The 24,877-nt window shown below is 67.6% G+C and carries 25 protein-coding genes; 7 read left to right on the plus strand and 18 right to left on the minus strand.

Features of this window, described 5'->3' with window-relative positions:
* Positions 1-51: 51 nt before the first annotated feature.
* Both D105_RS0105240 and D105_RS0105245 read right to left on the minus strand, forming a co-directional pair.
* Positions 52-1,482 (minus strand): mannose-1-phosphate guanylyltransferase/mannose-6-phosphate isomerase, encoded by a 1,431-nt coding sequence (locus D105_RS0105240; protein WP_018877744.1) that lies wholly within the window; start codon positions 1,480-1,482, stop codon positions 52-54.
* Positions 1,483-1,487: 5 nt separating this feature from the next.
* Positions 1,488-2,831: a phosphomannomutase/phosphoglucomutase gene (locus D105_RS0105245; RefSeq protein WP_018877745.1), complete on the minus strand. Its 1,344-nt coding sequence runs from the start codon at positions 2,829-2,831 to the stop codon at positions 1,488-1,490.
* A gap of 182 nt (positions 2,832-3,013) precedes the next feature.
* Here D105_RS0105245 and D105_RS0105250 point away from each other — a divergent pair, with 182 nt between their 5' ends.
* Positions 3,014-3,775 (plus strand): class I SAM-dependent methyltransferase, encoded by a 762-nt coding sequence (locus tag D105_RS0105250; protein WP_018877746.1) that lies wholly within the window; start codon positions 3,014-3,016, stop codon positions 3,773-3,775.
* A 135-nt stretch (positions 3,776-3,910) separates the two neighbouring features.
* Here D105_RS0105250 and D105_RS0105255 read toward each other — a convergent pair whose 3' ends face one another.
* The 4 genes from D105_RS0105255 to D105_RS0105270 form a co-directional block, all read right to left on the minus strand.
* Entirely contained in the window at positions 3,911-5,185 is a 1,275-nt protein-coding gene (locus tag D105_RS0105255) for a diguanylate cyclase (RefSeq protein ID WP_018877747.1), read from the minus strand.
* 88 nt (positions 5,186-5,273) lie between these two features.
* Positions 5,274-5,666, minus strand: a complete 393-nt coding sequence (locus D105_RS0105260; protein ID WP_018145798.1) for a CBS domain-containing protein — start codon at positions 5,664-5,666, stop codon at positions 5,274-5,276.
* Between the two features lie 11 nt (positions 5,667-5,677).
* Positions 5,678-6,025: a hypothetical protein gene (locus tag D105_RS0105265; RefSeq protein WP_018875386.1), complete on the minus strand. Its 348-nt coding sequence runs from the start codon at positions 6,023-6,025 to the stop codon at positions 5,678-5,680.
* Between the two features lie 4 nt (positions 6,026-6,029).
* A complete protein-coding gene (locus D105_RS0105270) occupies positions 6,030-7,532 on the minus strand; it encodes a DUF1538 domain-containing protein (RefSeq protein ID WP_018867419.1) in 1,503 nt (500 codons plus the stop codon).
* A 60-nt stretch (positions 7,533-7,592) separates the two neighbouring features.
* Here D105_RS0105270 and D105_RS0105275 point away from each other — a divergent pair, with 60 nt between their 5' ends.
* Complete coding sequence (locus D105_RS0105275) at positions 7,593-8,297, plus strand: SDR family NAD(P)-dependent oxidoreductase (RefSeq protein WP_018877748.1); 705 nt, start codon at positions 7,593-7,595, stop codon at positions 8,295-8,297.
* 95 nt (positions 8,298-8,392) lie between these two features.
* Positions 8,393-9,022, plus strand: a complete 630-nt coding sequence (locus tag D105_RS0105280) for an OmpW family protein (RefSeq protein WP_018877749.1) — start codon at positions 8,393-8,395, stop codon at positions 9,020-9,022.
* Between the two features lie 26 nt (positions 9,023-9,048).
* Here the strand turns inward: D105_RS0105280 and D105_RS0105285 are convergent, their stop codons facing one another.
* The 3 genes from D105_RS0105285 to D105_RS0105295 are packed head-to-tail and all read right to left on the minus strand — an operon-like array spanning position 9,049 to position 12,589.
* Positions 9,049-9,471 (minus strand): HIT domain-containing protein, encoded by a 423-nt coding sequence (locus D105_RS0105285; RefSeq protein WP_018877750.1) that lies wholly within the window; start codon positions 9,469-9,471, stop codon positions 9,049-9,051.
* Positions 9,461-11,428, minus strand: a complete 1,968-nt coding sequence (locus D105_RS0105290; protein ID WP_018877751.1) for a M1 family metallopeptidase — start codon at positions 11,426-11,428, stop codon at positions 9,461-9,463. The genes D105_RS0105285 and D105_RS0105290 overlap by 11 nt, the downstream gene beginning before the upstream one ends.
* 3 nt (positions 11,429-11,431) lie before the next feature.
* Positions 11,432-12,589: a ChaN family lipoprotein gene (locus tag D105_RS0105295; protein ID WP_026280210.1), complete on the minus strand. Its 1,158-nt coding sequence runs from the start codon at positions 12,587-12,589 to the stop codon at positions 11,432-11,434.
* Between the two features lie 126 nt (positions 12,590-12,715).
* On the opposite strand from D105_RS0105295, the gene D105_RS0105300 reads away from it, so the two are divergent.
* Positions 12,716-13,495, plus strand: coding sequence for an FkbM family methyltransferase (locus tag D105_RS0105300; RefSeq protein WP_038032756.1), 780 nt, complete (start codon positions 12,716-12,718; stop codon positions 13,493-13,495).
* A gap of 31 nt (positions 13,496-13,526) precedes the next feature.
* On the plus strand, positions 13,527-14,330 hold the full coding sequence (locus tag D105_RS0105305; RefSeq protein WP_018877752.1) for a creatininase family protein: 804 nt from the start codon (positions 13,527-13,529) through the stop codon (positions 14,328-14,330).
* Between the two features lie 8 nt (positions 14,331-14,338).
* Here the strand turns inward: D105_RS0105305 and ribA are convergent, their stop codons facing one another.
* Positions 14,339-15,484 carry a GTP cyclohydrolase II RibA gene (ribA, locus tag D105_RS0105310; RefSeq protein WP_026279290.1) on the minus strand — a complete coding sequence of 382 codons (1,146 nt, stop codon included), beginning with the start codon at positions 15,482-15,484 and terminating at the stop codon, positions 14,339-14,341.
* A 194-nt stretch (positions 15,485-15,678) separates the two neighbouring features.
* Between ribA and D105_RS0105315 the strand changes: the two genes are divergently transcribed.
* A complete protein-coding gene (locus tag D105_RS0105315; RefSeq protein ID WP_018877753.1) occupies positions 15,679-16,464 on the plus strand; it encodes a RibD family protein in 786 nt (261 codons plus the stop codon).
* A gap of 22 nt (positions 16,465-16,486) precedes the next feature.
* Here D105_RS0105315 and thrC read toward each other — a convergent pair whose 3' ends face one another.
* From thrC to alaC, 3 genes are all read right to left on the minus strand, one after another.
* Positions 16,487-17,629 (minus strand): threonine synthase, encoded by a 1,143-nt coding sequence (thrC, locus tag D105_RS0105320; RefSeq protein ID WP_018877754.1) that lies wholly within the window; start codon positions 17,627-17,629, stop codon positions 16,487-16,489.
* A 40-nt stretch (positions 17,630-17,669) separates the two neighbouring features.
* Positions 17,670-18,983: a homoserine dehydrogenase gene (locus D105_RS0105325; protein ID WP_018877755.1), complete on the minus strand. Its 1,314-nt coding sequence runs from the start codon at positions 18,981-18,983 to the stop codon at positions 17,670-17,672.
* A gap of 74 nt (positions 18,984-19,057) precedes the next feature.
* Complete coding sequence (gene alaC / locus D105_RS0105330; RefSeq protein WP_018875376.1) at positions 19,058-20,281, minus strand: alanine transaminase; 1,224 nt, start codon at positions 20,279-20,281, stop codon at positions 19,058-19,060.
* A gap of 189 nt (positions 20,282-20,470) precedes the next feature.
* Between alaC and D105_RS0105335 the strand changes: the two genes are divergently transcribed.
* A complete protein-coding gene (locus D105_RS0105335; RefSeq protein WP_018875375.1) occupies positions 20,471-20,845 on the plus strand; it encodes an Mth938-like domain-containing protein in 375 nt (124 codons plus the stop codon).
* A 27-nt stretch (positions 20,846-20,872) separates the two neighbouring features.
* Here the strand turns inward: D105_RS0105335 and rpoS are convergent, their stop codons facing one another.
* The 5 genes from rpoS to surE are packed head-to-tail and all read right to left on the minus strand — an operon-like array spanning position 20,873 to position 24,840.
* Complete coding sequence (rpoS, locus tag D105_RS0105340; RefSeq protein WP_018867405.1) at positions 20,873-21,961, minus strand: RNA polymerase sigma factor RpoS; 1,089 nt, start codon at positions 21,959-21,961, stop codon at positions 20,873-20,875.
* A gap of 23 nt (positions 21,962-21,984) precedes the next feature.
* Entirely contained in the window at positions 21,985-22,770 is a 786-nt protein-coding gene (locus D105_RS0105345; protein ID WP_026279289.1) for a peptidoglycan DD-metalloendopeptidase family protein, read from the minus strand.
* A gap of 3 nt (positions 22,771-22,773) precedes the next feature.
* Positions 22,774-23,358, minus strand: a complete 585-nt coding sequence (locus D105_RS0105350) for a YqaA family protein (RefSeq protein ID WP_018867402.1) — start codon at positions 23,356-23,358, stop codon at positions 22,774-22,776.
* 56 nt (positions 23,359-23,414) lie between these two features.
* On the minus strand, positions 23,415-24,080 hold the full coding sequence (locus tag D105_RS0105355; protein ID WP_018867401.1) for a protein-L-isoaspartate(D-aspartate) O-methyltransferase: 666 nt from the start codon (positions 24,078-24,080) through the stop codon (positions 23,415-23,417).
* Complete coding sequence (surE, locus tag D105_RS0105360; RefSeq protein WP_018875374.1) at positions 24,070-24,840, minus strand: 5'/3'-nucleotidase SurE; 771 nt, start codon at positions 24,838-24,840, stop codon at positions 24,070-24,072. The genes D105_RS0105355 and surE overlap by 11 nt, the downstream gene beginning before the upstream one ends.
* Between the last annotated feature and the right edge of the window lie 37 nt (positions 24,841-24,877).

A 24,877-nucleotide genomic window follows, 5' to 3' on the forward strand; every position in this document is an offset into this window, starting at 1 on the left:
CCCCGCCCAAAACGCGGGATCATACCATTCCCGCCCCCGGCGGCACGTGCTTCAGGCGCGCCCGTAGACGTCCTCCAGGCGCACGATGTCGTCCTCGCCCAGATAACTGCCGGACTGCACCTCGATCAGCTCCAGCGGCAGCGCGCCGGGATTCTCCAGGCAGTGCACCTGCCCGATCGGGATGAAGGTCGACTCGTTCTCGGTGACCAGGTAATTCTGTTCGCCGTTGGTAACGCGCGCGGTACCGCTGACGACCACCCAGTGTTCCGCCCGGTGGTGATGCATCTGCAGCGACAGGCGCGCGCCGGGATTCACGGTGATGCGCTTGACCTGATAGCGCGACCCGGTATCGATGGATTCATAGCAGCCCCAGGGCCGGTACACCACGGTGTGGTCCACGTGCTCGCTACGGTCGGCCGCCTGCAGGCGTTCGACGATGCGCTTGACGTCCTGCACCCGGTCGCGGTCGGCCACCAGCACGGCGTCGCGGGTGGCCACTACCGCCAGATTGCGCAGCCCGATGCCCGCGACCAGCAGACCATCGGCATCCACCACGCAGCCCTCGCTGTCTTCCAGCAGGCAGTCCCCGCGCAGCGTGTTGCCCTGCTCGTCCACGCCCCGCACCCCCGCCAGGGCCGACCACGAGCCGATGTCACTCCAGCCAGCCGCCAGCGGCGTGACGGCGGCGTGCTCGGTCCGCTCCATCACGGCATAGTCGACCGAGATATGGGGGGCCGCCGCAAACGCGTCGGGGTCCACCCGGAGGAAGTCGAGGTCTTCCCGCGCGTTCTCCAGGGCGCTCCGGCAAGCAGACACGATGACGGGTTCGAAACGTTCCAGTTCTTCCAGATACTGCGACGCCCGAAACACGAACATCCCGCTGTTCCAGAGGTAATCGCCGCGCTCGATGTACTCGCGGGCCGTGGTCGCGTCCGGCTTTTCCACGAAGCGGGCGACGCGCGCGCCATCCGCGCCCAGTGCCTCGCCCTGCTGGATATAGCCATAGCCGGTCTCCGGCGCCGTGGGCACGATCCCGAAGGTCACGAGATGCCCCGCCTCGGCCAGCGCCATCGCCCGCACCACCGCGTCCCGGAAGGCCTCGGGATCGCCGATGTGGTGATCCGCCGCCAACACCAGGAGCAGCGGATCGCGCCCCTCGGACCGCGCCTGCAATGCCGCCAGCGCGATCGCCGGGGCGGTATTGCGGCCCTCGGGCTCCAGCAGGATGCGTGCCTGCTGTACGCCTGCCGCGCGCAGTTGTTCGGCCGCCAGGAAACGGTGCTCGACATTGGCCAGCACCAGCGGCGGGGCCGCGCCCAGACCGTCCAGTCGCTGGGCGGTCTGCTGCAGCAGGGTCTGTTCCCCGGTCAGGGGCAGGAACTGTTTCGGATAATGGCTGCGGGATACCGGCCACAGGCGGGTGCCCGAGCCGCCGGCCAGGATCACCGGTTGCAGTTCGATCCGGCTTTGCGTCTGTTCCATCGTCCTTAACCCCGTATCAGGCGGGAAATCTCGTCCACGCGGCGCTCCAGCAGGGCCGGGTCCGCGCGGGTCTCCACGTTCAGGCGCAGCAGCGGTTCGGTATTCGAGCTGCGCAGGTTGAACCGCCAGTCGGCGAATTCCAGGCTGACGCCATCCGTGTGATCCTCCTCCCCGCCCTGCCCGGCGTAGGCCTGCAGCACGCGCTCGCTGGCCGCTGCGGCGTCCTCCACCTCGAAGTTCAACTCGCCGCTGCAGGGGTAGCGGGCCATGCGCTCGGCGACCATCTCGCCCAGGGACTGTTCGCGCCGCCCCATCAGTTCGGCCACTCGCAGCCACGGCAGCATGCCGGTATCGCAGTAGTAGAAATCGCGGAAATAGTGGTGCGCGCTCATCTCGCCACCGTAGATGGCGTCCTCGAGGCGCAGCCGCTCTTTCATGAAGGCATGCCCGGTCTTCGACTGGATCGGCTCGCCGCCCGCGGCGCGCACCATCTCGATGGTGTTCCAGGTCAGGCGCGGATCATGGACGATACGCTCGCCGGCATGGCCGTCCAGGCAGGCCTCCGCGAGCAGGCCGACGATGTAGTACCCCTCGATGAAGTTCCCCTGGGCGTCGAACAGGAAACAGCGGTCGAAGTCCCCGTCCCAGGCCACGCCCAGATCCGCGCCATGAGTCCGCACCGCATTGGCGGTGGCGGCGCGGTTCTCCGGCAGTAGCGGGTTCGGGATGCCATTGGGAAATCGACCGTCCGGCTCGAAATTGACCCGGATCAGCTCGAACGGCAGATGCGGCTCCAGCGCCTCCAGCACCGGGCCCGCGCCGCCGTTGCCCGGATTGACCACGATCTTCAGGGGCGGCAGGGCCTCGCGCTGGATCGAGGCAAGCAGCCGCGCCACGTAGTCGCCCCGGTGGTCCAGATGCCGGATCTGCCCATTGGGCATGGGCCGGAAATCCCCCCGCTCGGCCCGGTGACGAATCGCCTGCAGGCCCGAGTCGCCACTGATCGGGCGCGCCTCGCTGCGCACCAGTTTCAGGCCGTTGTAGTCCAGCGGGTTGTGGCTGGCCGTAACCATGATCCCGCCACCGGCGCCGTAGTGCGCCGTTGCGAAGTAGACCTCCTCCGTGCCGCACATACCGATGTCCGCCACGTCGCTACCGCCCGCGGTCAAGCCCTCGATCAGCGCCCGCGCCAGTTCCGGGCTGGACAGGCGAATATCGTGGCCGACCACGGTTCGCCCCGGCCGAATCTCCTCGGCAAACGCACGCCCGATGGCCCTTACCACCTCCGGGTTGAGCTGATCCGGCACCCGCCCGCGTACGTCATAGGCCTTGAAACAGTCGATCTTCATTCACGTCCCTTTTCCGCATTCTTCGCGACAACGGCGCGCAAGCCCTTCCCGCGTATTCCTTCATGATACATAGCCGGAACGCCGCGCGAGGCCCTGCCAGCATCACCGGCGTCAGTAGCGTTACTTGACGTTCCGCGCGCATGCCCCCGAACATGGTGGGTTGATCAAACGAGGAAAAGCCGATGAGTGAGCCGCAAGTGAAGACCGAGGAGAAGAAACAGCATTTCGACGACATCTACGTCGCCGAGACGCCGGTACCGTTCAAGGAGCGCATCATCGACGCGCTCGACTACATCTCCGACGACTTCAACCGGCAAACCTTCGACCGGCTGATCCTCCCCTGGGCCGAGAAGCAGGCGGCCGCCGGCAAGCCCCTGAACTACGTGGACCTGTGCTGCTGCTTCGGCAACACCACCATGGCCGCCATCCACAACATGGATGTCGAGGCGATCCGCGCCAACTGGGCCGACGAACAGGCCTGCAAGACCGTCGCCGCGCCGCGCCGCCTGCCGATGAAGACCACCGGGATCGATATCTCCGGCAATGCCCTGGCCTACGGCAAGAGCGCCGGGCTGTTCGACGAGACCTTCGAGGCCGATCTGAACCAGCCGGCGCCGGAGACCCAGGCCGCGATCGAAAAGGCCATGGCCGACGCCGATATCGTGATCTCCACCGCGTCGCTGGTCTACCTCGACCCGCCGGCCATCGAGAAGCTGGTGCGCTCCTTCGCCGAGACCCCGCGCGAGGGCTATATGCTCGTCAACTTCCTGAACCCCTTCGCGCTGGAAAAGGCCGACGCCACCAAGCGCCTGCTGCTGGAACACCTGGAGTTCGTGGGCAGCACCGCCAGCCGGCACCGCCGGCTGTCGCCGCTGGAACAGGAGAACTACCCGGGCGAAGACTGGGCACTGCTGGAGATCTGGGTCCTGCGCCGCCGCGCGTAGGCCGCGGGCGCGGCTGGGGCGCGACGCCGCGCCCCGCATATCGTCCCTGAAATTGCCCGCTGAAAGCGAAAGGGCCGGCCCATTCGGGTCGGCCCTTTTTGCTGGCTGGGGGTGTGTCGGGTTTGAGTGCTCGGCTCAGAGCAGCACGACGCGGTTCCGACCCGACTCCTTGGCCTGGTACATCGCCTCGTCCACCCGACGGGCCAGCGTCTTCGGCGTATCGCCCGGGCGCATCTCGCTGACACCGAAACTGGCCGTCACCGAGATCGGGCAGGGTGTTTCCATTGCGGCCACCGCCTTGCGCAGTTTCTCCGCCATCGCCTCGGCCCCGGCGCCGGGCGTCTCGGGCACCACCACCATGAACTCCTCCCCGCCCCAGCGACCGAGGGAATCCGCCTCGCGCAGGGCGCCGCGGACGGTTTCCGCGAGGCGCTTGAGCACCTCGTCCCCGGTCTCGTGGCCGTAGTCGTCGTTGAAGTCCTTGAAGCGGTCGATATCGAACATGATCAGGGACAACGGACGCCCGTAGCGTCGGCTGCGCTCCATCTCCGCCTCGAGGGTATCGCCGAGACTCAGACGATTGGCCAGACCCGTCAGCCAGTCGGTGTGCGCCAGCCGCCGGATCTCGTCTTCCATGCGCACCCGATCGGTCACGTCCTTGCCGATCGACACGTAGTGGGTTACTTCGCCCCCGGCATTGGTGACCGGGCTGATGCTCTGCTCCATGTGCATCAGGGAGCCATCCCGGCGCCGATTCACGAACTCGCCGCGAAAGGCATCCCCCCGCTTCAGCGTGTCCCACATCTCGCGATAGAAATCGGCATCCTGCTGGCCGGATTTCAGGATGCGCGGAGTCTGCCCCAGGGCCTCGTTGCGGCTGTAGCCGGTCTGTTCCTCGAAGGCCGCATTCACGTAGGTGATGGTGCCCTCGGGGTCGGTAATCAGGACCGGGTCCGCGGATACCTCCAGCGCGGTGGACAGCAGCCGGATCTCGTCATCGCGGCGCCGTTCGTCGGTGATGTCCTGCTGCACCGACACGAAGTGGGTCACCCGGCGGTCGTCATCCTCCGCATACACCGGCGAGATGTGCCAGCGAACCCGATACCAGGAACCGTCCTTGCGGTAGTTGATGGCCTCGCCATCGAAACACTCCCCGCTGGCCAGGGCACCCCGCATCCGGTCCAGCACCGCGCGCGAGGTGGCCGGGCCCTGCAGCATGCGCGGGGTCTGGCCCAGGGCCTCGTCGCGATCGTAGCCGGTCATGTGCTCGAAGCCGGCATTCACGTAGACGATCCGCGGGCCCGCATCCAGATCGGCATCGGTGATGACCACCGAGTTGTGCGACTGCTCGATGGCCGCATCCAGAAGGCGGAGTTTCTCGAACCCCTCGATGAACGACATGGGCGGCATGGCACGGCCTTCCGGAAACGAATGGGCGCGGGGACGGGCCCCGCGAAGTGTACGGCCGAGGAATCGGACTCGTCCGCGAAGGCGGGGTTCAGTCCATATCGGCCATCTCGAGGATCGAGCCGACGATGTCGCTGGTGGTCACGATGCCCTCGAGCTCGTTGCCCTTGAGCACGACCAGCCGCCGGATCCCCTGGCTCACCATCAACCGCGCCACATATTTCACGTCCATCTCGGCGGGCACCGTGATCACGGGCTTGGTGCAGACATCATAGACGTTCGAGAGGTCAATATCGCCCTCCTCCGCCACGATCGTCTTCAGGATCGTGGTGTAGGTGATGATGCCGTAGGCATCGTGGGCGTGCTGCTTCTCCACCACCAGGGACTTCACGCCATGCTTGCGCATCAACTGCATGGCCTCGCGCAACGGCGCCAGGGGGGACACGGTCACCACGTTGGGTCTGAGAATCTCGCTTACCAGCATAATCGTCTCCGTCAGAGTTCTTCCTTGACCTGTTCCTGGAACTGCTCGATCTGGTTGCGCCCGATACCGGCCAGGTGGGCAAGATCCACCGTAAAGGCAATCCCGCGCGGATCGTTCGCCAGATCGAGTTCCCTGGAGATGCATTTGAGCACGCCCAGGGCCACCTTCTTTTCCAGTACCCACAACAGGACCGACTGACTCCCCTCGTAGGTCATGCCGAGGAAGGTCTTGCGCGCCTCGGCCCCGATGCCGCGCGCGTCCATGATGGTTACTCCACCCGCGCCGGCCTCCTTGGCCGTGGCGATTGCCTGTTCCTCCAGGTCATCCGAGAGGACGGCCACCAGTGCGGAAAATCTCATTGCGCTACTCCTCCTGGTTACGCGTGAACCAGCGTTCGTACAGATCCACGGCGATCGCGTAGAGCATCACCGTGACGATGGGAAAGATGGACGCAAACGCGATCAGGCCGAAGCCGTCGATCAGGACGTTGCGGTCCTCCAGGTGCGTCGCGAGACCAATCCCCAGTGCCGTCACCAGGGGTACGGTCACCTCCGAGGTGGTCACGCCGCCCAGGTCGAAGGCCAGCGCCACGATCTGCTTCGGCGCGAGGATGGTCAGCACGATCACCAGCAGGTAGCCGCCCATGATGTAGTGGTGGATGGAATCGCCCGCCAGGATCCGGTGCACCCCGATAGTGATACCGATGGCCACGCCCAGCGCCACCAGGATGCGGATCACATCGCCGCGCAGGGAGCCGCGCGCCGCCTCCTCCGCCTTCTGGCCGATCGCGATCAGGGCCGGTTCCGCCATCGTGGTGGCAAAACCGATGGAGAACGCGAACAGATAAACCCACAGGAACAGCTCGTTGGTGATCAGCTGCTCGGCCATGCTCTCGCCGATCGGGAACAGTCCCAGCTTGAGCCCGACCACGAAGGCGTACAGGCCCAGCACCACCAGCACGAAACCGAAGATCACCCGCGGCAGATACGGGATGCGCTTGCGCAGCACGAAATACTGGAACACCACGATCACCGCGATGATCGGCGCCACGTCGCGCAGCATCAGCAGCAGGTCCATGCCCATCGTGGCCAGCCAGTGACCCTCGGCCCCCGGCAAATCCGTGTCCGGATCCATCGCGGCGGTCTCGGCGTTGGTCGGCGCCCCGATATCGGCGCCGGTGAACACGATGATGCCGTAGAGCTGCACGGTGATCATCGGCACCATCACGGCCAGCGCCACCAGCCCGAAGCCGTCACGCAGCGGATTCCGCCCGCTGATCGAGGCGGCCAGCCCCAAACCCAAAGCCGCCACCAGGGGCACGGTCACGATGTTCGTGGTCACCCCGCCGGAGTCGTAGGCCAGACCGACAATCTCTTCCGGGGCAAAGAAGGTGACCAGCACCACGAGCACGTAGCCGGTCAGGATGTACCAGTGCAGCGGGTGGCCCAGCACCGTGCGCAGGATCCCCAGCGCCACCACGGCCCCGACTGACAACGCGACGATCAGGCGCAGCACGAATCCCTCGATCCGCCCCTCGCTGATCAGCTCCGCCTGCTCCGCGACCGCGATCAGGGCCGGTTCCGCGATCACCGTGGCAAAGCCAAGGGTAAAGCCGAACGCCATCAGCAGCAGCAGCGAACCCCGCCGGGCCAGCGCATTCGATAGGTTCTTGCCGATGGGAAAGATGCCCATCTCCAGACCCTGCAGGAACAGCGCCACGCCAAAGACCACGATGGCCAGCCCGACCACCATGGACAGCAGGCCATCCGGCACCGTACGCAGCACCAGCGCCTGGAACACCGCCACCACGATCACGATGGGCGCGAGATTGCGCGCCGCATGACCCAGGGTGTGGAGAAAGTTCATGCGCTCCCTTCCCGGGATATGACCCCGGAATCAATTCCCCGCCTGGCGGTCGCAGGGTGTATGGAATCCCTGCAGATACCCTATCGCGCCGTGGTGGTCGGCGCCACGGGCGGCCTCGGTGCCGCGTTCGTGCAACACCTGGAACAGGACCCGAACTGCACGCAGGTAGTCGCACTCGGTCGCCACAGCGACCCGCCCGTGGATCTCCTCGACGAGGCCAGTATCGAACATGCCGCCGCCTGGCTGCGCGAGCAGGCACCGGAATGGGACCTGATCCTCGATGCCACCGGCATCCTGACCATCGACGGCCAGGGCCCGGAGAAGCGCCTGCGCGACCTCGATCCGGCCGTCATGGCCCGAGCCTTCGCCATCAACGCCATCGGCCCGGCGCTGTTGTTCAAGCACCTGGCACCGCTGCTCCCGCGCAATCGCAAGGGGGTTCTGGCCACCCTGTCGGCCCGGGTCGGCTCCATCGAGGACAATCACCTCGGCGGCTGGGTCAGCTATCGCGCCTCCAAGGCGGCACTCAACCAGATCGTGCGGACCACCGCCCTGGAACTGCGGTTCAGCCACCGTCAGGCGGTCGTGGTCGCCCTGCAGCCCGGCACCTGCGCCACCCGGCTTTCAGAGCCGTATCGGTCCCGCGCGCCGGAGGTGCTGAGCCCCGAGTACGCAACCGGCCGCCTGCTGGATGTTCTGGACCGGCTGGACGCCGAGCAGTCCGGGAGTTTCCACGACTTCGAGGGCCAGCGACTGCCGTTCTGAAAACCATCAGCGGAAATGATCTGCATCAACGAATGCTGATACGCGCGGCGCGATAGTACCTCCGAACGACCATCACGCCTTCGGAGGAACCGAACATGCGACACACCCTGACCTTCCGCTCCCTGGCGCTGGCCGGCCTCCTGGCCCCCGCCGCCCTGATCCCGGCCCACGCCACCGCCGCCAACGCCGACGTCTCCGCCGGCGACTGGCTGCTGCGCGGCGGCCTGACCCACGTGGCCCCCAAGTCCGACAACGGAACTCTAGCCGGTTTGGGCGACGCGGCTGTAGACGTCGGTTCCAACACCCGTCCCTCCGGCAACATCACCTACATGATGACCGACAATCTGGGCCTGGAGCTGCTGGTCGCCATCCCGTTCAAGCACAACCTGAACGTCGGTGGCGTCGACATCGGCAGCACCCGCCACCTGCCGCCGACCCTGAGCCTGCAGTACCACTTCAACACCGGGTCCGCGGTGCGCCCGTATGTCGGTGCCGGCATCAACTACACCTACTTCTTTGACGAACCCGATGGCCTCGACCTGGATGATTCCTGGGGCGCCGCGGTGCAGGCCGGGATCGACTTCGCGGTGGACGACAACTGGTTCGTGAATGCCGAAGTGCGCTGGATCGACATCGACACCGACGTGTCGCTGGGTGGCGCCCATCTCGGTACCGTCAACATCGACCCCTGGACCTTCGGGATGAACGTCGGCTACCGCTTCTGACGCATACCCTGAAGCAAGACGCCGGCCTAACCGCCGACGTCTTCCACGAGGCCGAGGACCCGCGCGACGCGATCCTCGGCCTCTTGTGTTTCCAGACCCCGCGATTTCGGCGCACCCCAGACGGGGCCGGGCCACGCCGGGTCCCCCTCGAAGCGCGCCACGTGGTGCAGATGCAACTGCTCCACGATGTTGCCCAGCTTGGCCACGTTCAGCGCTCGCGGGACGAAGGCCTGCTCCATCGCCCGGGCCAGGGCGCGCGATTCGCGGGCCAGCTGGGTGGCATCCTCCACCGCGAGTGCATGCAGTTCCCGCAGGTCGGGGCGCCGCGGGACCAGGATGAACCAGGGGTAGTCCCAGTGATCCATCAATCGGACGCTGGACAGCGGCCACTCCGCCACGGCCCAGGTATCCGCGACGAGCCGCGGATCGAGTCGAAACTCAGTCGTCATTGGCCAGCTCCTGCCAGATGCCGGGTTGCGACCAGAGGCCCGTCTCCCAGTCCCCGCCTGCGGTCCTTAGCAGATAGCTATAGTGCGACCGATGGCGCAAGGCGGCCGCGGCACTACGCCGGGCCTCCGCATCCGGGCCGCTGATCACCACCAGTTGCGTGCCGGGGACCGTCCAGGCCCGGGCGCTGGTTCCCGTTTCCAGGCCCGGTTCCACGGCCGCAGGCTCCGGTGCGAGCCCGCGCACGTCCAGCCATTCCGCCACGGCGGCATGCGTGCCCAGCAGGATCCGCGTGCCCCCCATGCCCTCCGCGACCTCGGGCACACGCCCCAGCCAGGGCGCAACCTCCGCGGCCCCGGCATCCCCGAGCGGGAACACCCGCACATCCGGATCCAGAGCGCCCTGGCGCAGGATGTCCGGCGACTCGCCATCGGCCAGATGCCGGAACAGCCGCCAGTCCGGATCGACGGCGACCGCCCGCGGCCGCCTGTCGGTCTTGATCGAAACTGGCCGGGACACGCTCTCCAGCTCGATCCAGTGCGTTTCGCGCCCCTCCTCGGTCTTCAGCACCAGCGGCACACGCAGGTGCCACGGGTCGTCGTCATCCGCTTGACGCAGTTGCCCCGTCACCTGCCACCCGTTCCCGCGCGGCTCCAGCCGCAGCGCGGCCAGTTCCGGCGTCGGCGCCCCCGCACGTTCGATCCATTGCTCGAAGAACGGGCGCAGGTCCTCCTCCGTCTCCCGGTCGAAAGCTTCGATCACGGCCGCCCAGTCGGCCTCGCGAAAAAGCCACTCGGCATACAGCTCGCGCACGCCGGCGCGCAGGGCCTCCTCCCCAATCCGGTCCTCCAGCATCCGCCACAGCATCGCTCCGCGGTGATACCCGGCAATCCGCGCGGCGCCGGAATTCCCGCCCCGGAAGCTACCATGTGGCCGGTCCTGCCCAATGGGCAGGGCCGCGTAGTCACGCAGCCACTGCCCGCGCTCCTCACGCCCCTCACCACGATCACGCTTGAATTGGTAATCGGCCATGAAGGTGGTCAGCCCTTCCGACCAGTTGCCGCCCGAGGCGTCCACGTACACCCCCGTCCCCCACCAGGCGTGGAGCACTTCGTGTCCGAGGGAGGTATGGGGGATAAACGGCAACGGAATCACGCGCTCGCCCATCAGCGTAAAACCCGGGAAGGCCAGCCCCACCGGCCGCGGACTCGCGGCGATGGTGAAAGTGTCGTAGGGATATGGCCCGATCGCCTGGCTGAAGCGCTCGATATAGCCTGCCGCCTGCTCGCGATAGGTCGCGCCGAATTCGGCCTCCAGGCGAGCCGGAAACAGCGTGCGCACCGTGACCGTTCCAACCTCCTGCTCGACCGCGTCCCAGGGTCCGGTGGCCACGGCCAGCGCGCGTCCCGCCGGGTGTTCGAAGGTCGTGCGGTACCGGTCGCCTTCGCGCTCCTCCGCCACCTGCGAGCCGGATGCGACCGCCCGATGGCCGCCGAGACTGGTCACTTCGATGCGCACGGCATGCGGCTCCTGCTCCGGTCGGCGCGGATACCAGTCCGCCCCCGCCGGCAGATATCCGCCCTCCGGGGCCAGGAATCCGCTTCCGGGTCGCGCATCGTCCAGTGCGGGCAGACGTGCGCCGTAGCGAATCACCAGGGCGCCGGCATCGGCCTCCGGCGCGCGCGCCAGCTCCAGCCAGCCATCTCCGCTACGCTCGAAGTCGACGGGGTGCCCGCCCAGCGAGACGGCGTCCACGGCAATCCCCGGATCGAGCCGGAAGCGCCGCAGAGTGGCCGGATCCACCTGCGCCGGGTCCGCCTCGAAGCGGCCCTCCAGCCGCGACTGGCCGGGATCCAGTTCCACCTGCACCACCACCCCGGCAACAGAGGCCGCGCCGGGGAGCGGCGCCAGAAGCAGTCCTACGGCGATGATGACGCCCGCAAGCAAGCCGGTTCGCATGGTTCAGTCCCCGCGCGGGAAACGCGCTACCCGCTCGAGCTGCTCGCCCTCGCGCTCGATCTCCAGGGGCAGCCAGGTACCGGGCGCGACGGCCCGCACCACGCGCTGCAGGTCGCTCGCCGCGCGGATGGATCGGTCCCCGGCCCGCAGGACGCGGTCCCCCGCTTGCAAGCCGGCGGCCTCGCCCACCGAGTCCGGCTGGACCCGCAGGATGCGAATACCCGGCTGGTCATCGGCCTCCAGGTGTACCCCAAGCAGGGCCCCCGAAAGTTCGAATCGATCGTCGCGCGGGACCCCGAATACGGCATCCGCCAGGTCCGGGTCGGTTTCCGCGCATTCCCCGGGCTCACGCGGCAAAAGCACCGCCGTGTCGGTCACGCCCAGATCGGCGAGCTGGTGGGGTACCCCGTAGCCGTATTCCAGATGCCCCGAGCCGATGATCGCCGCCACCAGCGGAGGACGCTCGCCGCCCGCCTCGAGATGCGCGGAGATGGCGCCCGCCATCATGCGGTCCCAGGCCACCTGGGTCGCGACAAAGCGCTCCGCATCCGGCCCCATCCCGGCCGGGTGGCGTTCCAATACGGATTCCAGATACGCGCGGTACCCGTCGCTGGGCGCGGCCGGGGCGGACACGCCGTCGCGTGCCTCCTCGTCCAACGCGTCCCAGCCTTCATGGCCCAGCCGCCGGATCGACTCCCGCTCCAGGTTCAGCGCCAGCAGGGGCACGTCATGCAAACGGGCGAAGTGCAGGATGGGCCAGTACAGGTCGGGATCGAAACCCCAGTGGGTATACCAGCCACTCGCTTCCAGGAAGGCCTCCGGGTCCAGTTCGCCCGCGACCCAGGCATCCAGGACCGGCTGTTTGGAACGCGGCAGCATCTCGAGGCCGATCACCAGGTCCGGGCGATACCCATGCAGTGCCGCCAGGGTCGCCAATTGCCAGCGATGATGATCCATTCGGTCATGGCGCTCGCCCAGCAGGACCGCATCACGCCTTGCCAGGTCGGCATACAACTCGGCCGTATCCAGCCGCTCGCCGCCCGGCGCCGACCAGACGCCAGCGGCGGCACAGTCATCACCGGCCTGGGCAACGCTCACCAGCGAAACGGCCAGCAGACCCGAAGAAACCAGCCGTTTCAGCATCCGAAATCCTGCATTCATGCATCGCTCCTCGTCCCGCCCGTTCTACCCGGCCGCTCGTGCCAGGCACGTAACGGCCAACCCTCCTGAAGACTCTGCTAGACCGCCGGCGTTCCCCCGTGGCCCCGGCTCGGTTAGCCTGCCGGGATGAATACATCCCCGCAAAGCCCTTCCCGCATGGCCTGGCTGGACCAGGCGATAGGTGTCCTGCGCTCGCTGATCATCTACCGCCGCCCTGGCCGGCAGCGAGGCCTGCAGCGCATGTATGCCCCGTTGGTCCAGCCCGGCGACCTGGTGTTCGACATCGGGGCCCACGTCGGCGACCGCACCCTGGCCTTTGCCGCCCTGGGCGCCCGGGTCGTGGCACTGGAACCCCAGCCCCAGCTCCTGCCCTGGTTGCGGCGCGCCGTGCGCGGCCGGCCGGGTATCGCGATCCGCCGCGAGGTCGCCGGGCCGCGCCCCGGCTCCGCGCAGTTGCAGATCAGCCGGCGCCACCCCACGGTCTCCTCGGCTTCGCGCCCCTGGGTCCGATCGCTGCGCAACCACAACCGGAGCTTCCAGCACGTGCACTGGGACGACGAGATCACGGTCCCCATGGTCACCCTCGACCAGTTGATCGAGGAATACGGCACCCCCGCCTTCTGCAAGATCGATGTCGAAGGCCTGGAGGCCGAGGTCCTGCGCGGACTCACCCACGCGGTCCCGGCCCTCTCGTTCGAATTCGTCGCCGGTGCGCTGGACGTCACCCGCGACTGCCTCCGGCAACTGGACGCGCTCGATACCTACGAGTACAACCTGATCCCCGGCGAACAACGCCGGTACCGCTTTGCCCAATGGCAGTCCGGCGCGGAAATCCTGACCTGGCTGGAGGCACACGGCGACCGCCTGGGTTCGGGCGATCTCTATGCCCGCCGCCCTGTCGCTTGACGCCACGCCCCCAGGCGGCAAGGCTGGACGCATGAGTGCCCGAGACCTCCTCTGGTGGCAGGACCGTACAAGCGCCGGGATCGCCGAACTCGCCGCGCGCGACGCCGTTGCGCTCCTGCCCCTGTCGGCGATCGAGCAACACGGCCCGCACCTCCCGCTGGACACCGACTACCGCATCGGCCTCGGTCTCCTGCAGGCGGCCTGCAAGACCCTTCCGGAGGATCTGCCGCGGGTCGTCCTTCCGCCCGTGGCCGTCGCTACCAGTCATGAACACACTGACTTCTCTGGCACGCTGACCCTGCGCCCCGAGACCGCGCTGGCCCTGCTGCGTGATCTTGGCGAGAGCGTAGCGCGAAGCGGTCTTCGCCGACTGCTGATCGTGAACAGCCACGGCGGCAACACCGCGATCTGCGACCTGGCCGCGCTGGAGCTGCGCCGAGCGCACAGCATGCTGGTCGTCAAGCATCACTACTTCACCCAGCCCCCGTCGTCCGAATTCGGCATCCCGGCCGAGGAACTCCGCCACGGCCTGCACGGAGGGCTGATCGAGACCGCGCTGATGCGCTTCCTCGCGCCGGAGACCGTCCACATGGACGCGGCCGCGGACGCGCCGTCGCTGGGGGCCACGCTGGCCGAGACAATGGAGGTGCTGGAACCCGAGGGCCGCGCGTCCTTCGCCTGGATGGCGCAGGACCTCAATCACTCAGGGGTCGTGGGCGATGCCCGCGCGGCGACCGCGGACCTCGGCGAACGCCTGGTGGCGCACTATGCCGGAATCCTGGCCGCCGCCATCCGGGACACGGCCCGCTTCGATCTGGCGCAACTGCGCGCCTGACCGGTCCCTCAGCCGCGCTCGGCCTCCGAGGCCAGCAGTTCCTGCAGCCAGTGACCGCCGCGGTCGGCCTTGGTGCTGAGGTAGCGCAGGTTGTGCGGATTCAGCTTGCCGTGCACCGGCTCGCGCGCCACCACGTCGATGCCGCCGGCCCGCAGCGCCTCGATCTTGCCGGGGTTGTTGGTCAGCAGACGGACGGTATCGATACCCAGGAATTCCAGCATCTCCACGGCCGCATCGTAGCGCCGCCCGTCCGCCTCGAAGCCCAGCTGGCAGTCGGAGTCGATGGTGTCCAGACCGGCCGTCTGCATGGTGTAGGCGCGCAGCTTGTTGGCCAGCCCGATGCCGCGGCCTTCCTGCGCCAGGTACAGCAGCACGCCCCCACCCGACTCGTTGATGGTCTTCACACCCAGCCGCAACTGGTCGCCGCAGTCGCAGCGCAGGCTGCCGAACAGATCGCCGGTCAGGCAGGCCGAATGCAGTCGCACCGGGACCGCCTCGGGCCAGTCCCGGGGCTCGCCGATCAAAACGGCCACATGCTCCAGAATCCCGTTACCCTCGCGGAACAGCATGAAGCGCGTGACCGGAGCATCCGCGAGCGGCACGGGGGCCTCGCTGACGTAGGCCAGCTCCAGCCGCGGATGCTGGGCCACGGCCCGGGCCTCCTGCTCGTCTACATCCAGGAACATGCCATCGGCAAGCGCCGACTGTATCGCCTCGGGCACCGGTTCGGGCACCGGGGCGGCCACCACCGCCGGCAACAGGCGACCCGCCCGCACCAGTTCCAGGGCGGCGACTTCCGCCGGCAATGCCCGCGTCACCGTCGGCTGGCCGAGGGCGGCATCGGGGTGTCCGGCCTCGTTCGAGGCCTCGGGGGCACTGGCCAGAGTAAACAGCGCCTCGGGATCGGTGTCCGGGGCGAACTCGAGGGCCACGCCCTCCCAGCCTTCCTGCAGCGGCTGGGCCCAGCCCATTGCAGAGGCCCGGTGCGCAGTTAGAATCAGTCGAGGCGACGCCCCGGTCATGTGGGTCAAACGATCCAGCAGAACGGGGGTCAGACCCTCGACGGCCGCAACGAGTACACTCGACTGCGAACCACTTACCAGGACCGGATGGCCCCGGCGCAGATCAAAGATCCCGCGATCGGCGTTGTGCATCGGGTACGTCCATAGGGAGTTTTGTTTATGACCCGCCCGCAACCCGCGAATTCCCCGAAGGCGAGCCCCGGATACTCCAGACGTGTCATCAGGAACCTGCCGGATTCGGGACTGATCGGCTACGCGTGCGGGAGATCGGCCCCTAGCCTACCCCAACTGGCCGGTCGCGGTCCCGTAACCCCGGAATTTGCAGCATGACGGCATATCCGGTCACCGAGGAACAAGCCTGGCGCTGGCTGCTGGCCCAGCGGGCCGATCCCGGGTGCTGCCCCCTGCCCGGGCCCCTGGCGCCGGGTGCCCACGAATTGCTGGATCTCTACGGCCCGATCGTCGAGGCGCCCAGCATCACCGTGGCCCAGCTCGGGCAAAGCCTGGACGGACGCATCGCCACTGCCAGCGGCCATTCGCACTACGTTACCGGCCCCGAGGATATCGAGCGCCTGCACCGCCTGCGGGCCCTGGTGGATGCCGTCATCGTCGGCGCCGGAACCGTGGTCGCGGACGACCCCCGTCTGACCGTGCGCAAGACCGAGGGCCCGAATCCGGTGCGCGTGATCCTGGACCCCGACGGCCGCATCCCCGCCGATGCCCATGTCTTCCGCCATGCCGAGGTCCGCACGCTCGTCCTCCACGCGGCCGGCTACGGCCCCTGCGGGCTTCCCGAACACGTGGAATGCCTGGAGATGCCCACCGGGGACGACGGGCGCTTCGACCCGGCACAGATCCGCGGGCGGCTGGCGGAGATGGGCCTGCACCGCCTGCTGGTCGAGGGTGGCGGGCAAACGGTTTCGCGCTTCCTGCAGGCCGACACCCTGGACCGTCTGCACCTCACCATCGCACCGATGCTGATCGGGTCCGGGCGCCCCGGCGTCACGCTGCCGGAGATCGACTCGCTGGATCAGGCCCTGCGCCCGCCCTGCCGGATCTTCCGACTGGGGGGTGACACCCTGTTCGACCTGGACCTGCGCAGCAAGCCCTGAGGCCGGCCGGCACGGCGTGGCCTCAGCTCAGGTTGTCGCGAATCGCGCGGGAGACCGCGTCCAGCTCGGCCGGCACCTTGGTCGGCTGCACCACGCTCTGCGCGATCGCGGTGTCCGGGTCCTTCAGTCCGTTGCCCGTGAGCGTGCACACGACCGTCGAGCCTTCCGGGATCTTGCCGTCGCGGATGTCGCGCAGGGCGCCGGCCAGGGATGCGGCCGAGGCCGGCTCGCAGAACACGCCCTCCTTCTCGGCCAGCAGCTTCTGCGCGGCAAGGATCTCGTCGTCCTGGCATTCATCGAACCAGCCACCCGACTCTTCGCGCACCTTCCACGCCATGTCCCAGGACTGCGGATGGCCAATGCGAATCGCGGTCGCCACGGTATCCGGGTTGTCCACCATCGCGCCGCGCATGAACGGCGCGGAGCCCGAGGCCTGGTAGCCCACCATATGCGGGCGGTTACCCACCATGCCGCCTCCGGCATATTTGCAGTGGCCCTTGCAATAGGCGCAGGCATCGGTCACGTCGTCACTGCTCTTGGCCGCCATCTCGCTGTAGCCGATCCAGTGCGCGGTGATGTTACCCGCGTTGCCCACCGGCAGGCAGTGATAGTCCGGGGCCCGACCCAGCTCCTCGACGATTTCGAAAGCGGCGGTCTTCTGGCCCTGCAGGCGATACGGATTGACCGAGTTCACCAGGGTCACCGGGGTGTTGGAGGCCACTTCCTTGACCAGGCGCATGCCGTCGTCGAAGTTGCCCTCGATCTGAATCACCGTCGCGCCATGCATCATCGCCTGGGCCAGCTTGCCCATCGCGATCTTGCCATCCGGGATCACCACGAACGCGGTGATCCCGGCGCGGGCGGCATAGGCAGCCGCCGCCGCGGAGGTGTTGCCGGTGGAGGCGCAGACGATCGCCCGCGAGCCCTCTTCCACCGCCTTGGTCACGGCCATGGTCATGCCGCGGTCCTTGAACGAACCGGTGGGGTTCAGGCCCTCGAACTTCACGTAGATCTCGACCTCCCGCGCCAGATCACGCGGGATGTTGTTCAGCCGGATCAGCGGCGTGTTGCCCTCGCCCAGCGAGATGATGCGGGTGTCGTCATGCACCGGCAGGCGGTCGCGGTAGCGTTCGATCAGTCCGGTATAGCGGTGTCCAAAGGCCATGATGTTCTCTGTCGTTGCGGTTGCAGTCCGGGCGCCGGGATCAGCGCGCCAGCCCTTCCATGCGGATACGGGTAATCGGGGTCAGCAGGTGATCCAGCGCCTCGAGCGCGGTAATCGCCTCGTTCATCGCACCCTCGCGCACCTTGTGCGTCAGCATGATGATCGTCGCCTCGCCGCGCTCCGGATCCGGTTCACGCTGCAGGATCGCCTCGATGCTGATGCCGTGCTCGCCGAGGATGCGGGTGATGTCGGCCAGCACGCCCGGACGGTCCTGCGTGCGCAGACGCAGGTAGAACGACGTCTCGACGTCCGCGAGATCCAGCACCGGCTTGTCCGACAAGGCATCCGGCTGGAAGGCCAGATGCGGCACGCGATTCTCGGGATCGGTGGTCAGGGCACGCACCACGTCGACCAGATCGGCCACCACGGCCGAGGCGGTGGCCTCCGCGCCCGCACCCGCACCGTAGTACAGCGTCGGGCCCACGGCGTCGGCGTTGACCAGCACCGCGTTCATCACGCCGTCCACGTTGGCGATCAACCGGCGTTCCGGGATCAGCGTGGGGTGTACCCGCAGCTCGTAGCCCTTGGGCGTGCGCCGGGCGATACCCAGGTGCTTGATGCGGTAGCCCAGCTCGGCGGCGAAACCGACATCCTCGCGGGTGATGTTGCTGATGCCTTCCACCGCGACCCGGTCGAACTGCAGCGGAATGCCAAAGGCAATGGAGGCCAGGATCGCGAGCTTGTGGGCCGCGTCGATGCCTTCCACGTCAAAGGTCGGGTCGGCCTCGGCATAGCCCAGTGCCTGGGCCTCGGCCAGCACGTCCTCGAAATCGCGACCCTTGTCGCGCATCTCGGTCAGGATGAAGTTGCCGGTGCCGTTGATGATGCCGGCCAGCCATTCGATCTGGTTGCCGGCCAGGCCCTCGCGAATCGCCTTGATAATCGGGATGCCACCGGCCACCGCGGCCTCGAAGGCGACCATCACGCCCTTTTGCTGGGCGCGTTCGAAGATCGTGTTGCCGTGCAAAGCGATCAGGGCCTTGTTCGCGGTGACCACGTGCTTGCCGGCGTCGATCGCGGCCAGCACCAGGTTCAGGGCCGGGTCGGTCCCGCCCATCAGTTCGACGACGACCTCGACCTCGGGGTCATTCACGACCGCCGCCGGATCGGTGGTCAGCCGAATCTGCGAACAGTCACATTCCCGCTCGCGGTTGACATCGCGCGCGGCGGCCGCCACGACCTGGATATCGCGACCCGCGCGGCGGGCGATCTCGGTGCCGTTGCGCGCGAGCACGTTCACCGTGCCGCAGCCCACCGTACCCAGTCCAAGAATTCCGATCTTTACCGGCGTCATAGCCTTGCTGTCCTTGACGTCAGGCGCCGTCCGGCGCCCGGTGTTGATTGCATTCGGAGCGCGGCCCGCGCGCCTCAGGCGTTCGAACCCGAGCTTTCCTCGGCCGCGTCGGCGAGGATCGAGTCGGCCCGGAACATCGCCTTGATCCCGCGCAGCGCCTGGCGGGTGCGCTGTTCGTTCTCGATCAGGCTGAAGCGCACGTGGTCATCGCCATAGTTGCCGAACCCGATGCCCGGCGAGACGGCCACCTTGGCGTCACGCAGCATCTTCTTCGCGAACTCCAGCGATCCCATCTCGCGGTACGGTTCCGGGATCGGGGCCCAGACGAACATGGTCGCCTTCGGCTTTTCCACCTGCCAGCCGAGCTTGTTGAGGCCGTCGCAGAGTACATCCCGGCGCACGCGGTACAACTCGCGGATCTCCTCGACACAGTCCTGCGGACCTTCCAGCGCCGCGATCGCGGCCACCTGGATCGGGGTAAAGGTCCCGTAATCGAGGTAGGACTTGATGCGCGCGAGGGCGGCCACCAGCGTCGGATTGCCGCACATGAAGCCCACGCGCCAGCCGGGCATGTTGTAGGTCTTGGACAGGGTGTAGAACTCCACCGCAATGTCCTTGGCACCCGGCACCTCGAAGATCGACGGCGCCTTGTAGCCGTCGAAGCTGATCTCGGCATACGCCAGATCGTGCACGATCCAGATGCCGTGTTCCTTGCAGATCGCCACCACCCGCTCGAAGAACTCGAGGTCCACGCATTGCGTGGTCGGGTTCGCCGGGAAGTTCAGGATCAGCATCTTCGGCTTCGGCCAGGAGTCCTGGATTGCGCGCTCCAGCTCGGCGAAGAAGTCGACATCCGGCGTCAGCGGCACATGGCGCACATCGGCGCCGGCGATCACGCAGCCATACGGATGAATGGGATACGCCGGGTTCGGCACCAGGACGGCATCCCCCGGCCCCAGGGTCGCCAGTGCCAGGTGCGCCAGGCCCTCCTTGGAACCGATGGTCACGATGGCCTCGGTCTCCGGGTCCAGATCCACGTCGAACTGGGTCTTGTACCAGCGGGTGATCGCACGACGCAGGCGCGGGATGCCCTTGGACACGGAGTAGCGATGGGTATCGCCGCGCTGGGCCGCCTCGCACAGCTTGTCCACGATGTGCTGCGGCGTCGGCTGGTCGGGGTTGCCCATCCCGAAGTCGATGATGTCCTCGCCACGGGCGCGGGCCTCGGCCTTCAACTGGTTCACGATGTTGAAGACGTAGGGCGGGAGGCGCTCGATACGGGGGAAGACGTCGGTCACGGGTCTGGGTCCTGGTTGGGGCCTTGGCGGTTGTTTTCCGGGACCCTGAAGGCCCCTCCGGATGCCGCACCGGAAAGCGCGCCAAAGTATAACCCGGGCCCGGACCTGTCAACGAATCGGGGCGCCGCTGCCCTCTGGTGAGGGCGCGCATTCTTGAGTCATTCACGGCGCCGGAGTAGCGTACGCAGCATGCTGTTCTCCGAAGTCACCAGCGAAGAGTCCTACATCGTGACCGGCTACGAGACCGGTCGCGTCGGGATCAATCAGGTGGCCCACAGCCGCAGCCTGATTGTCCGCCCGCACCAGCTGCAAACCGACTGGCCGGTGCAGGCGGCGGACGAGCTGCGGGTGGATCACCTGCAAGCCGTACTGGACACCCCGCCCGAGGTGCTGCTGATCGGCACCGGCGAGCTGCAGCGGTTTCCGGACCGTGCGGTCTGGCGACACCTGCGGGCGCAGGGGCTGGGCGTGGAGATCATGGATACCGCGGCGGCCTGCCGCACCTACAACCTGATCATGGCGGAGGGCCGCGACGTCGCCGCGGCCCTGATCATCGAGGGGTAAGTCGTACCACCGCCCGGGGAACCCGGGTCAGGAGTTCGGCAGGACCTCGTCGCCCTTCATCCCGCGCGATTCGAGCAGCTTGCGCAGCCGCTTGAGGGCATCCATCTGAATTTGCCGCACGCGTTCGCGGGTCACGCCGATCTCCGACCCCACCTGCTCCAGCGTCGAGCGTTCGAAACCGTGCAGCCCGAACCGACGCACCAGCACCTCGCGCTGCTTGTGATCGAGTTCCGCCAGCCAGGCCTCCACCAGATGGTGGAGGTCCTGATCCTCCAGCAGTGTAGAGGGCTCCGGGGCATTCGCATCGGCCAGGATATCGGTCAGCGAGCGGTCCCCGTCCGGGCCCGACGGCAGGTCCATCGAGGTCGAGGGTTCCGACATCGCGCGCAGCTTCTGGATCTCGGCCACGGGCTTGCCGAGGCGCTGCGCCAACTCCTCCTCGCTCGGGTCGCGGCCGAGTTCCTGGGTCAGGTTGCGCGCGATCCGCGCATGCATGCGCAGTTCCTTGCTGACATGCACGGGAATGCGGATCGTCCGCCCCTGATTCATCAGGGCCCGCTCGATGGTCTGGCGGATCCACCAGGTCGCATAGGTGGAAAACCGGAACCCCCGCTCCGGGTCGAACTTCTCGACCGCGTGCATCAGACCGAGGTTGCCTTCCTCGATCAGATCCAGCAGTGGCAGCCCCCGGTTGAGGTAACGCCTGGCAATCTTTACCACCAGCCGCAGGTTGCACTCGATCATGCGGCGCCGACCGGCGTCATCGCCCTGACGTGCCAGCCGGGCGTACTTGCGTTCTTCATCGGGGGTCAGCAGCGGGCGGTACTCGATATCGCGCAGGTAGATCTGGATGGCATCCAGCTCGGCCGGCCGGGCATCACGCAGGGTCTTCGGCCGCACGGGGGCCTCGGTTTCCGGCTCAAGGCCAACCGTGACCTCGGGGGCCACCTGCGCCGCGTCGTCCTCGGCATCTTCAGGATCTTCGGGGGCTTGCATGGACTCGACCGGCCGGGCCAGATCTTCGGGCAGCGCCTCCCCGTCTTCGTCCTCGGCCGGGCCTTCGGTCAGGCGTTCGTCATCCAGTTCCGGGTCCACCGGCTGCCGGGTCTTGGCCATGTAGTGTCCTGCTCTTGATCGTTTCAGCGATCCGGGAGATAGCGCGTCGGGTCTACCGGCGTCCCATCCACCCGGATCTCGAAATGCAGCATCGGGCGCTCGGCCCCCGACGAGCCCAGACGCGCGATCGTGTCACCCGCCTGCACCCGGTCACCCTCCGAAACCAGCAGTTCATCGTTGTGCCCGTAGGCGCTGAGGAACCGCGCATCGTGTTTGAGGATGACCAATCGACCATACCCCACGAGACCGCCGCCTGCATAGACCACTTCGCCGGCCCGCGTCGCGCGGACGTTATCTCCACGTTCGCCGCCGATCGCCAGGCCTCGCCGCGTGCCGCTACTGGAGAAGCCGCGCAATACCTGGCCGTCCGCGGGCCATTGCCAGCCCCCCGGATCGGCAGGCGCCGAACTCGGACTGGAACTCGAACTGCTGGAGGTCGAGCTGGACGCCCCACTGCTGGAGCTGCTGCCACTCCCGGAACTGCCGGACGAGGACGATCGCGAACTCGGCGCGGACGATGCCTGAGGCGCGCTGGGCGGGGACGAGCGGGCGGCGCCCCGCAGCCGCAGGCGCTGACCCGGGTGGATCAAATAGGGGGCATCGATCGCGTTGCGCCGCGCGAGGTCACGCCATTCGAGCCCATAGCGCTGGGCAATTCGATAAAGCGTCTCGTTGCGCTGCACGACGTGCGTATCCGGCATCGAGGCCCCGCTCCCGCTGGGGGCCCGCGCCGCGCAACCGGCCAGCGTGCCCACGATCAGGGCCAGCAGTACGATCGTCAGCACCCCCTGAACCGCGTGCAGGCGCATCGGTCAGTCCATGACCAGGTAAACCGCCATGACCGCGACCAGCAGGATCACTGCGGCCCAGCCCAGGCGTTCCATGTACGGGCGCAGGTGCTGCTCCGCGCGCGGACCGGCCCAGGCCATGAACAGCGCCACCAGAAAGAAGCGCAGCCCGCGCCCGACCAGCGAGGCGATGAAGAACGGCAGCAAGGCCATCGACAAGGCCCCGGCGGTGACGGTGAACAGCTTGTAGGGGATCGGCGAGAAACCGGCAATCAGCACCACCCATACCCCCCAGGTCGCGAACCAGGCCTCGGCCTGGCGCAACTCCTCGCCATACCCCACCTGCTGCAACCAGGGGCCGATCCACTCGAACGCCAGCCAGCCAATCAGGTAACCCAGCAGACCGCCGAGGGCAGAAAACAGTGTCGTCAGCGCGGCCAGACGCCAGGCCGAGCGCGGGCGAGCGGCCGCCATGGGCGCGAGCATCACGTCCGGCGGGACCGGAAAGAACGAGGATTCGGCGAACGAAAGCCCGGCCAGATAGCGCGGCGCATGGGGGTGACGGGACCATCCCATCACCCGGTCGTATAGGGGCTCGAAGAGCTTCATCGGCGCCACACCACCATCGGCTCAGTCACACCCACCCGGAAGGGGCGCCACCCGCGTCACTGCTCGGCCCCCGGCAGCATGGGCACGAACATCACGGCATCCAGGATGTCGCGCACGTAGGCCTCCTCCGTCCGGGTGTAGCGCACCAGTTGCTGGCGCCCGTCCGGACCCTCCACCGGCGCGACCAGTCGGCCGCCCAGCGCCAGCTGGGTCAGCAGCGCCTCCGGCACCTCCCGGGGAGCGGCGGTCAGGATGATGCCGTCGAACGGCCCCTTCTCCGGCCACCCTTCCCCACCGTCGCTATGGCGCAGGTTCACGTTGTTGATCCCCAGACGACTGAGAAGCTCGCGCGCGTTGCGGCTCAGCGCCTGGATGCGTTCCACCGAAAACACCCGATCCACGATCTGGGCCAGCACGGCGGCCTGATAGCCCGAGCCCGTCCCGATCTCCAGGACCGTGCGCGGGCGATCACCTTCCAGCAGGGCCTCGGTCATCCGCGCAACGATAAAGGGCTGGGAAATGGTCTGGCGATGACCGATCGGCAAGGCCGTGTTCTCGTAGGCACGGTGCCCCAGAGCCTCTTCCACGAACAGGTGGCGCGGGATGCTGCGCACGGCCTCCAGGACCCGTGGATCGCGAATCCCCTGCCCCTCCAGGATCCGGACCAGGCGATCGCGCGCCCGCTGCGAGGTCAGGCCCGCGCCGGCGGCATCAGGAACCATGCCCAGCCTCCGGCAGGGAATCGTCCAGCCAGCGCCCTACCGTATCGATCGCGTCAAAGCGGGTCAGGTCCACCTGGATCGGCGTGACCGAGACATACCCCTCGCGCACCGCATGGAAATCCGTACCGGGCCCGGCATCCTGTTCCGAACCGGCCGGCCCGACCCAGTAGATCGGACGCCCGCGGGGGTCCTCGTCCGCGATCATCGGCTCGGCCCGGTGGCGATGCCCCAGGCGCGTGGCCTGGACCCCGCGGATCTCCGCGCGCGGCAGATCGGGGACGTTCACGTTCAGGATGGTGGCCGCCGGCAGCGGCACGCGATTGATGCGGTCCAGCAGCTCGACCACCACGCTCGCGGCGGCGTCGTAATGGCGCAGGTCCGGCCCCACCAGCGAGACCGCGATCGCCGGGAGCCCCAGGAAGCGCCCCTCCATGGCGGCGGCGACCGTGCCCGAATAAAGCACGTCATCCCCCATGTTGGCACCCGCGTTGATGCCGGAGATCACCACGTCCGGTTCCTGCTGCAACAGCCCGGTGATCGCCAGGTGGACACAGTCGGTCGGCGTCCCGTCCACCTGCACGTCACCCCCCTGAAGGTGACGCGTGCGCAGTGGCCGCACCAGGGTCAGACTGTTGCTGGCGCCACTGCGATCGCGGTCGGGCGCCACCACATGGACCTCGGCAATCCGGCGCAGATGCGTCGCCAGGCACTGAATGCCCGGGGCGTGAATTCCATCGTCGTTGCTAACCAGAATGCGCATGCAGGAAAGGGGCCGTTGAGAGGGCTCTTAATATACT

The organism is Thioalkalivibrio sp. ALE28 (assembly GCF_000377425.1).
Taxonomy (GTDB): domain Bacteria; phylum Pseudomonadota; class Gammaproteobacteria; order Ectothiorhodospirales; family Ectothiorhodospiraceae; genus Thioalkalivibrio.

Bases quoted from the DNA above. Each gene is read 5' to 3' on its own strand.
- D105_RS0105290 (WP_018877751.1), bottom strand. From the start codon at position 11,428: ATGCGAACCGGCTTGCTTGCGGGCGTCATCATCGCCGTAGGACTGCTT.
- D105_RS0105355 (WP_018867401.1), bottom strand. From the start codon at position 24,080: ATGGTTCCTGATGCCGCCGGCGCGGGCCTGACCTCGCAGCGGGCGCGC.
- rpoS (WP_018867405.1), bottom strand. From the start codon at position 21,961: ATGGCCAAGACCCGGCAGCCGGTGGACCCGGAACTGGATGACGAACGC.
- D105_RS0105270 (WP_018867419.1), bottom strand. From the start codon at position 7,532: ATGAACTTTCTCCACACCCTGGGTCATGCGGCGCGCAATCTCGCGCCC.
- thrC (WP_018877754.1), bottom strand. From the start codon at position 17,629: ATGGCCTTTGGACACCGCTATACCGGACTGATCGAACGCTACCGCGAC.
- D105_RS0105260 (WP_018145798.1), bottom strand. From the start codon at position 5,666: ATGCTGGTAAGCGAGATTCTCAGACCCAACGTGGTGACCGTGTCCCCC.
- D105_RS0105325 (WP_018877755.1), bottom strand. From the start codon at position 18,983: ATGACGCCGGTAAAGATCGGAATTCTTGGACTGGGTACGGTGGGCTGC.
- D105_RS0105250 (WP_018877746.1), top strand. From the start codon at position 3,014: ATGAGTGAGCCGCAAGTGAAGACCGAGGAGAAGAAACAGCATTTCGAC.
- D105_RS0105345 (WP_026279289.1), bottom strand. From the start codon at position 22,770: ATGCGCCTGCACGCGGTTCAGGGGGTGCTGACGATCGTACTGCTGGCC.
- D105_RS0105300 (WP_038032756.1), top strand. From the start codon at position 12,716: ATGAATACATCCCCGCAAAGCCCTTCCCGCATGGCCTGGCTGGACCAG.
- D105_RS0105275 (WP_018877748.1), top strand. From the start codon at position 7,593: ATGGAATCCCTGCAGATACCCTATCGCGCCGTGGTGGTCGGCGCCACG.
- D105_RS0105335 (WP_018875375.1), top strand. From the start codon at position 20,471: ATGCTGTTCTCCGAAGTCACCAGCGAAGAGTCCTACATCGTGACCGGC.
- D105_RS0105315 (WP_018877753.1), top strand. From the start codon at position 15,679: ATGACGGCATATCCGGTCACCGAGGAACAAGCCTGGCGCTGGCTGCTG.
- ribA (WP_026279290.1), bottom strand. From the start codon at position 15,484: ATGCACAACGCCGATCGCGGGATCTTTGATCTGCGCCGGGGCCATCCG.
- D105_RS0105240 (WP_018877744.1), bottom strand. From the start codon at position 1,482: ATGGAACAGACGCAAAGCCGGATCGAACTGCAACCGGTGATCCTGGCC.
- D105_RS0105245 (WP_018877745.1), bottom strand. From the start codon at position 2,831: ATGAAGATCGACTGTTTCAAGGCCTATGACGTACGCGGGCGGGTGCCG.
- D105_RS0105280 (WP_018877749.1), top strand. From the start codon at position 8,393: ATGCGACACACCCTGACCTTCCGCTCCCTGGCGCTGGCCGGCCTCCTG.
- D105_RS0105265 (WP_018875386.1), bottom strand. From the start codon at position 6,025: ATGAGATTTTCCGCACTGGTGGCCGTCCTCTCGGATGACCTGGAGGAA.
- D105_RS0105305 (WP_018877752.1), top strand. From the start codon at position 13,527: ATGAGTGCCCGAGACCTCCTCTGGTGGCAGGACCGTACAAGCGCCGGG.
- D105_RS0105295 (WP_026280210.1), bottom strand. From the start codon at position 12,589: ATGAATGCAGGATTTCGGATGCTGAAACGGCTGGTTTCTTCGGGTCTG.
- D105_RS0105255 (WP_018877747.1), bottom strand. From the start codon at position 5,185: ATGCCGCCCATGTCGTTCATCGAGGGGTTCGAGAAACTCCGCCTTCTG.
- surE (WP_018875374.1), bottom strand. From the start codon at position 24,840: ATGCGCATTCTGGTTAGCAACGACGATGGAATTCACGCCCCGGGCATT.
- D105_RS0105350 (WP_018867402.1), bottom strand. From the start codon at position 23,358: ATGAAGCTCTTCGAGCCCCTATACGACCGGGTGATGGGATGGTCCCGT.
- D105_RS0105285 (WP_018877750.1), bottom strand. From the start codon at position 9,471: ATGACGACTGAGTTTCGACTCGATCCGCGGCTCGTCGCGGATACCTGG.